Annotated in this window: 13 protein-coding genes; 4 read left to right on the top strand and 9 right to left on the bottom strand. The window is 62.9% G+C overall.

Annotation, left to right across the window (positions count from 1 at the left end; genetic code table 11):
• The first annotated feature begins 46 nt into the window (after positions 1–46).
• Entirely contained in the window at positions 47–565 is a 519-nt protein-coding gene (locus tag LUU92_RS13410) for a sigma-70 family RNA polymerase sigma factor (protein ID WP_071489544.1), read from the top strand.
• On the top strand, positions 562–1,479 hold the full coding sequence (locus LUU92_RS13415) for a FecR domain-containing protein (protein ID WP_257103778.1): 918 nt from the start codon (positions 562–564) through the stop codon (positions 1,477–1,479). Before LUU92_RS13410 ends, LUU92_RS13415 begins: the two co-directional genes overlap by 4 nt.
• On the opposite strand, the gene LUU92_RS13420 is transcribed toward LUU92_RS13415, so the two are convergent.
• The 3 genes from LUU92_RS13420 to LUU92_RS13430 are packed head-to-tail and all read right to left on the bottom strand — an operon-like array spanning position 1,476 to position 3,977.
• Positions 1,476–2,192 (bottom strand): ABC transporter ATP-binding protein, encoded by a 717-nt coding sequence (locus LUU92_RS13420; protein ID WP_092250256.1) that lies wholly within the window; start codon positions 2,190–2,192, stop codon positions 1,476–1,478. The genes LUU92_RS13415 and LUU92_RS13420 overlap by 4 nt on opposite strands.
• Positions 2,189–3,010, bottom strand: coding sequence for an ABC transporter permease (locus LUU92_RS13425; RefSeq protein WP_092250254.1), 822 nt, complete (start codon positions 3,008–3,010; stop codon positions 2,189–2,191). Before LUU92_RS13425 ends, LUU92_RS13420 begins: the two co-directional genes overlap by 4 nt.
• Before the next feature lie 10 nt (positions 3,011–3,020).
• Complete coding sequence (locus tag LUU92_RS13430) at positions 3,021–3,977, bottom strand: aliphatic sulfonate ABC transporter substrate-binding protein (RefSeq protein WP_071489540.1); 957 nt, start codon at positions 3,975–3,977, stop codon at positions 3,021–3,023.
• A gap of 319 nt (positions 3,978–4,296) precedes the next feature.
• Between LUU92_RS13430 and LUU92_RS13435 the strand changes: the two genes are divergently transcribed.
• Positions 4,297–4,512, top strand: a complete 216-nt coding sequence (locus LUU92_RS13435; protein ID WP_060752785.1) for a TOBE domain-containing protein — start codon at positions 4,297–4,299, stop codon at positions 4,510–4,512.
• Between the two features lie 37 nt (positions 4,513–4,549).
• Here LUU92_RS13435 and LUU92_RS13440 read toward each other — a convergent pair whose 3' ends face one another.
• The 5 genes from LUU92_RS13440 to LUU92_RS13460 all read right to left on the bottom strand — a co-directional run bounded on the left by LUU92_RS13440 (position 4,550) and on the right by LUU92_RS13460 (position 10,698).
• Positions 4,550–7,900 carry a hypothetical protein gene (locus LUU92_RS13440; RefSeq protein ID WP_071489539.1) on the bottom strand — a complete coding sequence of 1,117 codons (3,351 nt, stop codon included), beginning with the start codon at positions 7,898–7,900 and terminating at the stop codon, positions 4,550–4,552.
• 87 nt (positions 7,901–7,987) lie between these two features.
• The gene (locus LUU92_RS13445) at positions 7,988–9,139 is read right to left on the bottom strand and encodes a MalY/PatB family protein (RefSeq protein WP_071489538.1); all 1,152 of its coding nucleotides are present in this window, start codon (positions 9,137–9,139) and stop codon (positions 7,988–7,990) included.
• A gap of 59 nt (positions 9,140–9,198) precedes the next feature.
• On the bottom strand, positions 9,199–9,792 hold the full coding sequence (locus LUU92_RS13450) for an FMN-dependent NADH-azoreductase (protein ID WP_071489537.1): 594 nt from the start codon (positions 9,790–9,792) through the stop codon (positions 9,199–9,201).
• On the bottom strand, positions 9,789–10,229 hold the full coding sequence (locus LUU92_RS13455) for a GNAT family N-acetyltransferase (protein WP_257103779.1): 441 nt from the start codon (positions 10,227–10,229) through the stop codon (positions 9,789–9,791). Before LUU92_RS13455 ends, LUU92_RS13450 begins: the two co-directional genes overlap by 4 nt.
• Positions 10,222–10,698: a carboxymuconolactone decarboxylase family protein gene (locus tag LUU92_RS13460; protein ID WP_071489535.1), complete on the bottom strand. Its 477-nt coding sequence runs from the start codon at positions 10,696–10,698 to the stop codon at positions 10,222–10,224. The genes LUU92_RS13455 and LUU92_RS13460 overlap by 8 nt, the downstream gene beginning before the upstream one ends.
• A 131-nt stretch (positions 10,699–10,829) precedes the next feature.
• Here LUU92_RS13460 and pdxR point away from each other — a divergent pair, with 131 nt between their 5' ends.
• Positions 10,830–12,203 (top strand): MocR-like pyridoxine biosynthesis transcription factor PdxR, encoded by a 1,374-nt coding sequence (gene pdxR, locus LUU92_RS13465; protein WP_257103780.1) that lies wholly within the window; start codon positions 10,830–10,832, stop codon positions 12,201–12,203.
• Positions 12,204–12,329: 126 nt separating this feature from the next.
• On the opposite strand, the gene LUU92_RS13470 is transcribed toward pdxR, so the two are convergent.
• Positions 12,330–13,406, bottom strand: coding sequence for a nucleoside hydrolase (locus tag LUU92_RS13470; RefSeq protein WP_257103781.1), 1,077 nt, complete (start codon positions 13,404–13,406; stop codon positions 12,330–12,332).
• Positions 13,407–13,412 lie beyond the last annotated feature (6 nt).

Below are 13,412 nucleotides of genomic sequence, written 5' to 3' on the forward strand. Positions count from 1 at the left end.
AATGAATCTCATTTGAGACTCACTCGCGCCGTGCAGGTCGCTTGCCATGAATGATGCTGTTGTTCCGACCCACGCCCCCGAACTGACCTTGTCGAGCCTGTACCGCGACCATCGCAGTTGGCTGGAAAGCTGGCTGCGCCGGCGCCTGGGCAATGCCTGGGATGCTGCCGACCTGAGCCAGGATACGTTCCTGCGCGTACTCGCCAGCGCCCAGCCGATTGCGCAGATGCAGGAGCCGCGTGCTTATCTGGTGACCGTCGGCAAACGCCTGCTGGTCAATTTCCATCAGCGACGCAGCCTTGAGCAGGCCTATTTGAACGCCCTGGCGAGCCTGCCGGAAGCCTGCGTGCCATCGCCCGAACAGCGCTGGCTGGTGCTCGAGACCCTGCAAGCCCTGGACGAGTTGCTCGATGGCTTGCCGGTGCTGGTGCGCCGTGCCTTCCTGTGGAGCCAGCTGGAAGGCCTGGGCTATCGGGCCATCGCCGATCGGCTCGAGGTGTCTGAGCGCACGGTCAAACGCTACATGGCCCAGGCCTACGAACATTGCCTGCTGGTGGACCTGTGAGCCGTGACGTCGCCCGCGCCGCTGCCCAATGGCTGGCGCTGCTCGAATCCGGCGCGGCCACCGAGCGTGACCACGCCGCGTTGCAGCACTGGCGAGACAGCCACCCCCAGCACGAGCAGACCTGGCAAAAAGCCCAGACCCTGCGCCAGCGTTTCAGTGACTTGCCCCAGGCCCTGGCGATGGCCAGCCTCGACCGTCCGCAACCGGGGCGGCGCGCGGTGCTCAAGCGTGCATTGGGTATCGCAGCCTTGGTGCCGACGGCCTGGCTGGTCAGCCGCCAGTTGCCCATCGAGGCGTGGCGCGCCGACCTGCACACCGCCACCGGCGAGCGCAGGCGCATGTCCCTGGCCGATGGCGGCAGCTTGCAGCTCAACACGGCGACAGCGGTGGATATGGATCTTGCACAGCGGCGCATTACACTGGTGGACGGTGAGCTGGCGCTGAATGTGCCAGGGCCAGCGGCGATGACGGTGCAGACCCGCTATGGCGAGTTGCGGGTCAGCCAGGCTGAGGTGTGTGTCCGTCAGATGGCCAAGGGTTGTCTGGTGTCGGTGCTCCAGGGCTCGGTTCAGGTACGCGACTTGAACGGGCAAATGGTGACGTTGCCGGGTGGTCGGCAAGCCTCGCTGCAAGCCGACGGGCTCGGCGCCTGGGCTCCGTTCGATGTGTTGCAACCGGGCTGGCGCGACGGCGTGCTGACCGCACAGAACCAGACACTGGGCGACTTTTTACGGGAGTTGGAACGTTATCGTCCCGGTGTGTTGCGCTGGGATCCGAGCCTGGAAACATTGCGAGTGACCGGCAGTTTTCGCCTGGACGACACTGACCGCATCCTCAACCTGCTGGCCCAGACCCTGGGGCTCGAGGTGCAAGCGCGGACGCGGTACTGGGTGACCTTGCGCAAGATCGCCTAGATCACGTGTGCCTGCTGCAACGCCGTCAGTGACAGCGCTTTCAGTTGCGCCAGCCGCGGATCACGCCGGTCCCTGGGGTGTGGTAATTCCACTGCAAGCGCCTGGCGAATGCTGCTTGGCCGGTTATCCATCACCAGCACCCGATCACTCAAATATAACGCCTCGTCGACATCATGGGTCACCAGCAACAAGGCGATGGCATGGTGTTCGGCCAGTTGCAGCAGCAGGTCCTGCAGCTTCATGCGGGTAAACGCGTCCACCGCGCTGAACGGTTCATCCAGCAGCAATACCTGTGGGCGTGAGTACAAACCGCGTGCGATGGCCACTCGCTGCGCCATGCCGCCGGACAATGCCTTGGGCAACGCCTGGGCAAAGCCCTTGAGGCCGACTTCCTCTATCAGTTGCGTGACCCAGGCCCTGTCGTAATGGTTGTCGTCGCTGAAACCGATGTTCTGTTCCACTGTGAGCCAGGGCATCAGTCGGGGTTCCTGGAACACAAAGGCGACTTCGCCGTCGGGGCTGCGCAGTTCGCCCTGGAAGTCCTGTTCCAGGCCGGCGACGATGCGCAGCAAGGTGCTTTTGCCGCAACCACTGGGGCCCAGCAGGCTCACGGCTTCGCGAGGTTGCAGGGCCAGGCGTACGTCTTTCAGCACGGTGGTGTCGGCGAAACGCTTGCGCGCTACATGAATATCCAACAACGCTCGCACGCTCATTGCCCTGCTCCCTGGAAGGTATCGCGCCAGGCCAGGCAACGTTTTTCCAGCGCGGCGAGCAGGCCATCGCTGACCTTGCCCAGCAGCGCCAACACGATGATCGCCGCCAGCACGATGTCCGGCCGCGAGGTCTCCCGCCCATCGCTGAGCAGGTAACCCAAGCCTTTGGTGGCCGCGATCAACTCGGCCGCCACCAGAAACATCCACGCCAGGCTCAAGCCGCTGCGCAACCCGGTGAACAGGCCGGGCAGGGCGGCCGGCAACAGGATACGACGCACCAGGCGCCGCCGACTGAAACCGTACATCTGCCCGACTTCCACCAGCTTGCGGTCGATGTCGCGGATGGCCGCCACGCCGTTGAGGTACACCGGGAAAAACGCGCCGATTGCGATCAGTACGATCTTCGAGGTTTCGTCGATGCCCAACCACAGTAGCAACAGCGGCACCCAGGCCAGGCTGGGGATCGAGCGCAAGCCGGCGAAGGTCGGTTCCAGATAGGCCTCGGCTTCACGGCTCAACCCCACCCAGGCGGCAAACACCAACGCCAGGCTGGCACCAATGACGAACCCCAGCACTACCCGGCCGAGGCTGGCGCTGATGTGTTTCCACAGTGCACCTTCGGCCAGGTCGGTGAGGGTCAGCGCAATTTCGCTGGGCGCCGGCATCTGGTAGGACGGCAGCCAGCCCACCCGAACCACTACCTCCAACACCAGCAGGATCAGCACCGGCAACACCAGGCCCTTGAGGCGCCTCGGCCAGGCGCTGCGATTGATCGCCAAGGGCGTGGCAAGAGGCACTGCTTGGGTTTTGCTGGTCATCACGTGCTCCTCAGTGGCCGAACGAAGTGTCGATCAACTGGTCGATCACCTGGTCCACATTCACGCCTTTGCGCACCAACTCTTCGGACACCAGGATCGGTGCGGCGGCCTTGGACGACACCACGTCCTTGCTGCTCAAGAACGGCGTGCTCAGGTCGGTACGCGAGAGTTGCAGCCTGGCCACTTCCAACGGCAGGCCGGACTCGTCGGCCAGTAGCCTGGCAAATTCATCCGGGTGCTTGACCGCCCAGTCCCGGGCTTTTTCATAGGCGCCGATGACCTTGGTGATGGTTTGCGGATGAGCCTTGGCGAACTTCTCGGTGACGCTCACCACGCCGTAGCTGTTGAAGTCCTTGTTGCGGTACAGCAGGCGCGAACCAGCCTGGATTTCACTGGCGGCCATGTGCGGGTCGAGACCGGCCCAGGCATCCACGTCACCTTTTTCCAGGGCGGTGCGGCCGTCCGGGTGTTGCAGGTGCACCAGTTCCACGTCGTCCTTTTTCAGCCCGGCCTTTTGCAGGCTGCGCAAGGTGAACAGGTACGGGTCGGTGCCTTTGGTGGCGGCGATTTTCTTGCCCTTGAGGTCGGTGACGCTGTTGAGCGGTGAATCCTTGCGCACCACCAGGGCGGTCCATTCGGCGCGGCTGTAGACGTACACCGATTTGATCGGGCTGCCGTTGGCGCGGCTCAGTACTGCGGACAGGCTGGCGGAAGAAGCGAAATCCACGCCACCACTGTTGAGGTATTCCAGGGACCGGTTACTGCCCTGGCTCAATACCCAGCCCACTTTGGAGTCCGGCAAGGCTTGTTCGAGCCAGCCGAAATGCTTGAGCACCAGGCTGACAGGCGAGTAGTAGGCGTAGTCCAGGTTGACTTCGGCTGGATCGGTTTCGGTGGCGTGGGCCAGCGGTTGCAGGCACAGGGCAAGAGCGCAGGCGCCCAATAGACGTTGGGTGAAGGGGGTCATGGAACAGCTCCGGCAAGGCGTTGAGAGAAGGTTTTTCTTATATTCAGAAAAATAAAACCGCATGCTCCATCATGCTTTTAAAGAATATGCAGTCTCTGTGCCATTGGCTTTTGACGCCTAATCACGGGGGCTTCGAGGGGGAAGGGCTGTGGTGGGAGAGGGCAAACTGTTGATCAGCTGTTTATGGTGCAACAGCTTTTATATATCAATAAAGAATAAATAAAGAGATATATATTCCTTTTAATATCTTCGTCGATGGCGCATTTTGAGGGCCTGCGCATTCGTGCGGATTGACCCAACAGCCTGAAGGAAAGCCGACATGACCATTAAAGCCATCAATGTGCGCAACCAGTTCAAGGGCGTGATCAAGGAAATCCTGCAAGGGGAAGTGGTGTCGGAAATCGACGTGCAGACCGCGTCCGGCATCGTCACATCGGTGATCACCACCCGTTCGGTGCGGGACCTGGAATTGAAAGTAGGCAGTGAAGTGATTGCCTTTGTGAAGTCCACCGAAGTGTCCATCGCCAAGTTGTAAATGACAGCCCCCGCACTCAGGCGGGGGCTGGCATGACTCAAGCGATCTTCGGTCCACTGCCACCCGGTGGATGCGGCTGCGGTCTCTCCGGCGGCGCATCCGTCGGCAGGCTCTTGGGTTTCTCGTTCGGGTCCTTGTAGCCCTTGTGCAACCCGCCATCCAGGCGGTTGCTCGACGAGCCGCCTTTTTGTGGCGTCTGGTCGAAGTGTTCCCACTCCGATTGCTGGAAGCGGAAGATGCTGTCGTCGGTCGGCGCGTCACGGCCACCGTAATGGTGGATTTCGTAGTGGGCGTATTCGACCTTGTCGGCCCAGTTGTCCTGCAACAGACCGTCGCCCGCCAGGTCGCGGTACCAGTCGTTTTCCTTCTCGGTGGCCTTCTGCTTTTTGTTGTGGTCGACAAAGTAGCCGATGATCCCGCCGACCACCGCCAGCACCACACCCACCAGGAACAACGGCCCGGTCAACGCCGCCGCCGTGCCCGCGCCAAACAGCGCCGCAGCCCCCAGTACCCCGGCCGATGCACCGAACGCACCGCCGGCCACTTGCAGGCCGCCGGCCGCCTGGGCCAAGGGGTCTTTGTCCTTCACGCCGCTCTTGATCGCCAGTGCGCCCAGTACGATGTCGGCAAAACCGCCGGCAATGTCCGTGGCCGGGCCCAGCACCTTGATCACGGAACCGGCGATCTTTGCCGATTTGGACGCGCCGAGCTTGGCCGCGCCCGCAGCGGCCAGGCCGTCATCCAGGTGGGTGGCCAGGCCTTCGGTGGCCTCGGTGACGGCCTTGTCGCCCTCGCCGAACATCTTGGCGATGCCGTCGTACTGGCTGTCCGGCACCGCATCGAGGGCCGTGGCGATCTTGGCTTTGACATCCGAGGGCAGTTCGCTGACGCGGAATTCGAAGTTCGGCTCCTGCATGCCGGTCTTGCCCCAGATCTCCGGCAGGGTCTTGTCCAGCCCGAGGAAATCCACCAGGCCGCCTTTGCCCAGGCTCTCGCCGATCTTGTCGCCCAGGCGCACAAAGTGGCTGGAGCCGCCGGCAAAACTCAGGAAGTCCTTGGCGATGGTCATGCGTTGCGCTGGGGTTTCGCCGAGCTTGCCGCCTTTGCCCACCAGTTGGTAAATCCCGGAAAACAGGCTCACACCGGCGCCCAGTGAACCGAGGATGCCTTTGCTGTTGAGGGTGTTGAACACCTCGCCGAGCATGCCGCGATCGGCCACCGGGATGTAGGGTTTGCTCAGGGCGGTTTTCAGGTCGGCTTCGCTGATCACGCCGTTTTTCTGATACACGGCGCCCAGCTCTTCCAGGGCCTTGGTGACGGCGGCAGATTTTTCCTTGCCTTGCAGGCCTTCGTTGAGGAATTTCTCCAGGGTTTCCTGGGTGCGGCGCGGCAAGTCCAGCACGTTGCCCTTGAGCACGCCTTTGAGCAGGCCGAACAGGTCCTTGGTCGCCAGCTCCTTGTTCTCGTCGGAGATTTTGCTCGGGTCCGACAGAATGGCATTCAGGTCGGTGGTCAAGCCGTCCGCCTGGATGTTCTGCGCGGCTTTGCTGGCGGCCGCCGGGTCGAACAGCGACAGCGATGTCAGGGTGTCGCTGAGGTCTTTCTGCGCCTCGTAGGTCTTGCCCTGGCTTTGCAGGTCTTTGAGGTACAGCACGTAGTCCGGGTTGGAGGTGAGGTCCAGCAGCTTCTGTTTGATCTCGTCCTTGTTCGGCAGCTTGTTGATCGCCTCGTCCATCTTCGACTTGTAGTCGGCCTGCACGGTGGGGTCGTTGAACAGTTCGCCGATCTGCTTCTGCACGGCCTTGCCGTCGATGATGTCGTGCATGTCGGCCGAGGTCAGCTCGGTCTGCTTGTCATCGAACTCGCGCCAAGTCGTGCCGAATGGACGCTTGGCTTCCTCGTAGCCGGTGATGCCATGGCCGTTCTGGTACGCGGCTTGCGCTTCGAGGGCCCGGACCAGCTTCGCACGCGGGTCGTCCTTGGGGATCGAGCCGTTCTTCACACCTTCGCGGTAGGTGTCGATCAGTTGCGTGGTGGCCAGCTCGCTGACGCTGAGGGTCGGCGATTTATCGTCCTTTTCATCGGCGTGCACGCCGGTGTCCAGGTTCAGCACATCCAGGTCGTCGGCCTTGGGCAGGTTGTGCTTGGCGCGGGTGTCGTCCACCGAGCTGGCGCTCCAGGCTTCCCACTTGGCCGCCACGTCGTCGTAGAGCTGCGGGCTGAGCTCCTTGGAGACGATCACCTTGCCTTCGCTGGTTTCATAGCGGATCAGGCCGTCGCCCAGTTCATCCGGGGAGCCGAAGGTGATATCGGTGTTTTTCAGGAAGTCATTCGGCCCGGCCAGCTTGTAGCCTTCGCCCTCGCTGGTGTGGATCTTGGCCCAGGTGTCATTGGCGGTGGCGACGCTCTTGAACAGCTCGGGGCTGACGTCGGACGACACCACCACCTTGGTGCCGTCATGCAGCTCGTAGGTGAGGATGTGGTCTTTCTGGTCGTTGTTCCAACTGAAGTTCTTGTAGTCGTTCAGGCCCGGCAACGGGGTGTTGGCATCGGCCAGTACCGCGCCGTTGTTCAGTTCGCCTTCCACCACGGCTTTCTTGCCGGGGTCGGTGTAGACCGCGTGCAGGCCTGCCAGGTAGTCGAACAGCTTGGGGTTGTCGTCGCGGGCCACCACCATTTTCTGGCCGTTGCTTTCAAAGCGGATCAGGCCCGGGCCGACTTCATCCACAGGGCCCACCGTGGTGCCCGCGTAGGGCGGCCACACTTCATTGTCGCTGGCGCGCTTGTACCCGGCGTCTTCACTGCTGGACAGGCCGGTAAAGCTGGCATAGGCGTCCTTGGCTTTCTGGAAGGCTTCGGGGTTGTCACGCTGGCTGATGACGACCTTGGTGCCGTCCTGGGTCTCGTAGCGGATCACACCCGGTCCGGTTTCATCCGGTGGGCCGAGGGATTTGTAATCGGCGAGTTTGCCCGGCGCAGTGCCGTCGGCGCCGAGGCTCTGGTAGCCGGCATTCTGGCTGGCGACCACGCCGGTCAGTGCCTTGAAATCCTGGCTGACCTGCTTGAACAGCTCGGGGCTGTCCTGTTCGCTGACGATGACTTTCTTGCCGTCCTGGGTTTCATAACGGATCAACCCGGGGCCGACTTCATCGGGCGGGCCGATGGCCTTGTAGTCGGCCAACGTCTCTGGCGGCGTGGCATCCTTGGCGGCCAGCTCATAGCCGTCTTTTTTACTGGCCTCCAGCCCCGATGGTGTCTTGTCCTGGGCCTCGACCTTCTTGTTGTTGGCGCTTTGCTTGAGCAACGCATGGAACTGCGCGCCTGACTTGGGCGGCGTGCGGGGGAGGACTTTGGGGTCGGACGAGCGATCGAGGGGCTGGGTCGTCATGCCATGAAACTCCTGCTGTTACCGGTGGGGCGTATCGGCAAAAACAGTAACAGCAGGCGTTCGGCACGCGTTGCGAAAAATTGTGAATTAGGCCTGGCGGTGACGCAGGGCGCGCTCCATGCGCTGCAAGCCTTCCTCCAGCATCGCCCGTGGGCAGCCGAAGTTAAGGCGCACGAACTGTTGGCTGTCGTCACCGAATTCGATACCCGCGCTCAAGCCGACCTTGGCCTGTTCCAGGAAAAACTGCTGCGGGTCATCCAGGCCCAACGCACTGCAATCCAGCCAGGCCAGGAAGGTGCCTTGCGGCGCGTGCATGACCACGCCGGGCAGGCGGGTCTGCACGGCGTCGAGCAGGTAGTCGCGGTTGGCTTGCAGGTACTGCACCAAGGCATCGAGCCAGTCGGCGCATTCACTGTAGGCGGCGCGGGTGGCTTCCAGGCCCAGGGGGCTGACGCTGTCGACCATGCCGCAACGGGCCTGGTTGAAACGCTCGCGGATCTCGGCGTTCTGCACCACGGCAAAGCAGGTCTTCAGGCCGGCGACGTTATAGGCCTTGCTCGCCGACATCAGCGTGATGGTGCGCTGGGCAATCTCGGGGCTGAGGCTGGCGGTGGGGATATGGCGGCGACCGTCGAAGCACAGCTCGGCGTGGATTTCGTCGGAGATGATCAGCGCACCCTGTTCCAGGCAGGCATTGGCCACGGCCAGCAGTTCATCGCGAGGGAAGACTTTGCCCATGGGGTTGTGCGGGTTGCTCAACAACAGCGCGCCGGCGCCGGTCAGTGCCTGGCGCATTGCTGGCAGTGGCGTGAGGTATTCGCCGTTGACCAACTCGAACGGCACTTCGATGCGCGGCAGGTTCCAGTGCCCCGGCGCGAGGCGGATCGGCCGGTAGTTGGGGGTTTGCAGCACCACCGGCTGGCCCGGCTCTACAAATGCATGCAGCGCCATATTGAAACCCGGCTCCACACCCGGCAAAAACAGCAACTCATCCGGCTGCACGCGCCAGGCGTACTTGTTCCACAGGTCGGCAATGATCGCCTCGCGCACATCCGGCCCCGCGACGCTGTAGCCCAGCACCTGTTGGTCGAGGCGTGCGTGCAGGGCCTTCAGCACGGCGGGTGGGGCGGCGATGTCCATGTCGGCGATCCACATCGGCAAAACGTCTTGCGGGTAGCGGTTCCACTTGGTGCTGCCGGTGCCGAGGCGTGGGTGGATCGTGTCGAAATCAAAGCTCATGGGGGGCTCGTATCAGGGCGTCAGGCGCAGGAATGGCGCTGATTCTAGCGCCATTATTTTTATAGGCCAGAGCTGATTGCGAGCGACAGTTGCCGATGGGCCTGTTCCAGCGCGCGATTGACCGCTTCTTCACCGCGCACCATGGCCGGCAGGTATACAAAATCTACCGACTCAATACCCACCGTCGCCAGGATCGCGGTCATGTACGGGGTAAGGAAGTCCGGTTCATGGCCTTTGCGGGCGTTACCCGAGCTGACCAGCACAAAGGTGCGCCGGTCCTCCAGCAAGCCGACCTTGGCCAATTGCGCATTCACCGTAAAGCTGCGCTGGATGCGTACCACGTGGTCGATCCAGGCCTTGAGCGCCGCCGGCACGGTGAAATTGTGCACCGGGGTGCACAGGATCAGCAGGTCGCAGGCTTCCAGTTCCACGATCAACTGTTCCGAGAGTGCCGTCGCCTTGCCGCTCAAGCCCCCCGCTGTGGTGAGTGCGTTGGCATATTCACGGGTCAGCGGCGGCAGCGCCTGGCCGCCGTAGTCACGCTCGGTCACCGTGGCGTGCGGCACCAGGTCGCGCAACAGGGCACGGGCCAGTTTGAAAGTCTGCGCGGCTTTACCGTGGGGGCTGAAACCGAGGAGCAGGGCACGGGTCATTGGCTGAGGTCCTGGGAAAAGTGCATGCCCAGGGGCAACAGGCCCTGGCGGAAATAGAAACGTTGGGCCAGGGCCATGTGCATGCCGGTGTCCAGCACCAGCCAGCGATAGCCGTGGGTGCGGGTTTCGTCACGCACGTGGTCAAGCAGTCGTTCACCGAGGCGGCGCCGCTGCAACGTGGCGTCTACCACCAGGTCATCGACGTAGATAAAGCGGCCATACAGGGTGTTCTCGGTCAACCGGTAGCCGGCCAGGCCGATCACCTGGCCGTGTTCCCGCGCGGCGAGCAGGCGATAGCCGTTTTGCCGTTGGCGCTGGACTTGCTCGGCGAACGCCTTGGCGTCAGTGAGGTGCGGGCGCAGCTGCTGCATCACTGCAAAGCTGGCGACGCAATCGGCCTCGGTTTCCATCTGGACGAACTCGACGTGTTCATTCATGGCCGTGGTTCTCCAGGTGAGCCTTGATTGCCGCCGGCACTTTGCGAAAGCTGATGGCGACACGATTGAGGGCGTTCATCAAGCCGATGGCCAGGGTCAGGTCGGCGACTTCCTTGTCGCTGAACACCGCCGCGACCTGTGCGTAATCCGCATCCGGCACCTGGGTTTGCGCGACCGGCGTCACCACTTCGGCCCAGGCCAGGGCGGCCTGCTCACGCGGGGTGTACAGCGGCAGACCCTCGCGCCAGGCGGCCAGCAGCATGATTTTTTCCAGGCTTACGCCCAGCTTGAGCAGGTCGCGGGAATGGCTATCCAGGCAATAGGCGCAGCCGTTGAGTTGCGAGACCCGCAGGTACACCAGGTCGATCAGTTCTTTTTCCAAGCCGCAGCCGTGGATATAGCTGTGCACCGAGCCCAGGGCTTTATAACCGGCGGGGGCGGCCAGGGCGTAGTCGAGACGGTGTTTCATGGGCGATCCTTATTGCGGTGAAGAGATGCGCCATTTTCGTGGCTGGCCGGGTGGCCTGACAGGGGCATGATTGGACAAGTGGGTTGGGACATGATCAGACTTCGGCCTGTCTTCCCGCCGAGCCACTTGCGATGTCGTCACTGCCCAAATACCAGGAAATCTACCGGCGTTTTCGCCAGGCCATCGACCAGGGCCAATTGCGCGCCGGCGAGCGCGTGCCCTCGGTGCGGGCGCTGGCCCAGGAGCTCAAGGTGGCGCGGGGCACGGTGGAGGCGGCGTATCAACTGCTGGTCAGCGAAGGTTTCTTCGAGGCGCGCGGGCAAGCGGGGACCGTGATTGCCGAGGCGCTGCCGCAGGTGTCGGTGAAACCCATGCCGGTTGCGCTGCCGGTGACTTCAGGCCCTCGGCCGTTGCAAATGGGCCTGCCCGCCCTGGATGCGTTCCCCCGCAAATTGTGGGCGCGCCTGGTGACCCAGCAAGTGCGCCGCACCGATGCGGACAGCCTGGCGATGGGCGACGTGCGCGGCACCCAGGCGCTGCGTGTGGCGATTGCCAGCTACCTGGCGTTGTATCGCGGCGTGGAGTGCACGCCCCAGCAGGTGGTTGTGTGTGCCGGGTATGCGGGCGGCCTCACCCTGGTCTGCGAAACGCTGGCGATGGCGGGGCAGCGCTGCTGGTTCGAAGACCCCGGGTACTTGCATGCGCGGCAGTTGTTGAGGCATCGCGGTGTGGAACTGGTGCCGGTGCCGGTGGATCGCGATGGGCTGGATGTCGCGCAGGGCATTGCACGGGGGCGTGGGGCGCGACTGGCGATAGTCACCCCGGCGCACCAGAGCCCCTTGGGTGTGGCGTTGAGCCCGCTGCGGCGGCAGGCCTTGCTGGAATGGGCGCGAGAGCAGGGCAGTTGGGTGGTAGAGGATGACTATGACAGTGAATTTCGCTATCGCGGGCAGCCTTTGGCGGCGCTCAAGAGCCAGGATACGGATGACCGAGTGATCTATGCCGGAAGTTTCAGCAAGATGCTGTTCCCGGGGTTGCGCTTGGGGTATCTGGTGGTGCCTGTGTCGTTGGTGTCAGCGTTTGAGCGTGCGGCCGAGGCGTTGCAGCAGCGTGGGGCGCAGCTGTTGCAATTGACGGCGGCGGATTTTCTCGAGCAGGGGCATTTCACCCGGCATTTGAAGAAGATGCGCCAGTTGTATGCGCAGCGCAGGGCATATCTGGTGGAGGCGTTGCGCGTGCATTGTGCGGGGTATCTGCGGGTGGATGAGCAGGCGGGCGGGATTAATTTGCTGGCGCGGTTGGTGGTGGATGTGCCGGACCTTGTCGTGGCTGAGGCCGCTGGTAGAGCGGGGTTGGCCGTGCAGGCACTGTCTTCCTGGACGCTTGAGGCTGGGCGGGGGCAGGGGGTGTTGATGGGGTTTACCAATGTGGCGTCTATGTCGGATGCGGTGGGGATTGTAGTGGTTTTGCGTGAGGTGATTGATGGGTGCATATCCCTTATTTAGGTAATGGCGGCTTATGGTTCCACTCTTGGCATCAGCCCTTTCAAGGTCTTTAGGTATAACCGACGATATATACCCTGTGGCAAGCCCGCTCGCCACAGGTGCAGTGTTCGTCTTTGCGCTGGCCGGTCAGTGCTTGACCGGCGTCGGCAGGGTCACGAGGTTGACGTAGCCATCCCAGAATTTTTTCTGGTCGACACCGAACACCACCTTGGCCTTCTGCGTGCCTACCGGGGCACCTTTGGCGTAGCCCAGTGCGCGGCCGTAGTCGGCGCCGAACGTGGCGTCCACATCCACCCACAGGTCGCGGGACTCGGTGACGATCCCGGGGTTGACCAGGTACAGCGCCGGCAAGCTGTCCCAGGTAAAGCTGTGGTAGCTCGGGTCCTTGTCGAACAGCGGGCCGAATTCATGCTTGTACAGGTCGGCAATCGGGCCTTTCTGGGCGCTCACGCGCTGGTACACCGCCTTGTCGAAGGTGACTTTCTCGCACACATCGTTGGGGAAAATCACGTGCTCGATGGGTGAGCGCAACACGATCTTTGCTGCCTCCGGGTCGAACCACCAGTTGAACTCCGCTGCCGGCGTAGTGTTGCCCGGAATCTCCAGGGCGCCACCCATGTACACGATGCGCCTGATCAGCGGCACGATATCCGGCGCCGAGCGAATCGCCAGGGCGACGTTGGTCAGCGGGCCGACCGCCAGGATCGTCACCTGGTGCGGGTTGGCGCGCACGCTGTCGACGATGAACTGCGCGGCGGTTTCCTTGCGCAATGGGGTGTGGGTGGCCAGGCCGTCCGGTGGTGCGACCAACTGCGAAGGCGACGTAGGGCGAGGGTGTTTGAACGCCCCCGGCCAGCCGGCGCCGAACAGCGCCTGTTGCGCATCAAAGGTGGCGTAGTCGTGCAGCAGCGGGTAGGCGGCACCGGAGTAGACGCCCACCTCTTTCTCCACGCCCATGCGTTCCACGGCCTTGAGGGCGTCGACCTGTTCCTGGTCGACCCAGGCATTGCCGCTGACCAGGGTCATGCCCAGCAGCTCGATGCGTTTTTGCGCATGCAGCTGGGCGAGCATGATGAAGGCCTGGCCGTCATCGTTGAGCACATTGAAGTCGGTGTCGAAGATGACCTTTTCCGCCGCCTGCGCGGTGCCGGCACACAGGCCGACCGCCACAAGCAACGCACAGCGTTTCAAGAAGCCTTGCATGGTGGT

The organism is Pseudomonas extremorientalis, assembly GCF_024584605.1.
In the GTDB taxonomy this organism is placed as follows: Bacteria; Pseudomonadota; Gammaproteobacteria; order Pseudomonadales; family Pseudomonadaceae; genus Aquipseudomonas; species Aquipseudomonas extremorientalis.

Coding starts and splice junctions, on each gene's coding strand:
- LUU92_RS13435 (WP_060752785.1), top strand. CDS start 4,297: ATGACCATTAAAGCCATCAATGTGCGCAACCAGTTCAAGGGCGTGATC.
- LUU92_RS13420 (WP_092250256.1), bottom strand. CDS start 2,192: ATGAGCGTGCGAGCGTTGTTGGATATTCATGTAGCGCGCAAGCGTTTC.
- LUU92_RS13410 (WP_071489544.1), top strand. CDS start 47: ATGAATGATGCTGTTGTTCCGACCCACGCCCCCGAACTGACCTTGTCG.
- LUU92_RS13425 (WP_092250254.1), bottom strand. CDS start 3,010: ATGACCAGCAAAACCCAAGCAGTGCCTCTTGCCACGCCCTTGGCGATC.
- LUU92_RS13430 (WP_071489540.1), bottom strand. CDS start 3,977: ATGACCCCCTTCACCCAACGTCTATTGGGCGCCTGCGCTCTTGCCCTG.
- LUU92_RS13455 (WP_257103779.1), bottom strand. CDS start 10,229: ATGAATGAACACGTCGAGTTCGTCCAGATGGAAACCGAGGCCGATTGC.
- LUU92_RS13445 (WP_071489538.1), bottom strand. CDS start 9,139: ATGAGCTTTGATTTCGACACGATCCACCCACGCCTCGGCACCGGCAGC.
- LUU92_RS13440 (WP_071489539.1), bottom strand. CDS start 7,900: ATGACGACCCAGCCCCTCGATCGCTCGTCCGACCCCAAAGTCCTCCCC.
- pdxR (WP_257103780.1), top strand. CDS start 10,830: ATGTCGTCACTGCCCAAATACCAGGAAATCTACCGGCGTTTTCGCCAG.
- LUU92_RS13450 (WP_071489537.1), bottom strand. CDS start 9,792: ATGACCCGTGCCCTGCTCCTCGGTTTCAGCCCCCACGGTAAAGCCGCG.
- LUU92_RS13470 (WP_257103781.1), bottom strand. CDS start 13,406: ATGCAAGGCTTCTTGAAACGCTGTGCGTTGCTTGTGGCGGTCGGCCTG.
- LUU92_RS13460 (WP_071489535.1), bottom strand. CDS start 10,698: ATGAAACACCGTCTCGACTACGCCCTGGCCGCCCCCGCCGGTTATAAA.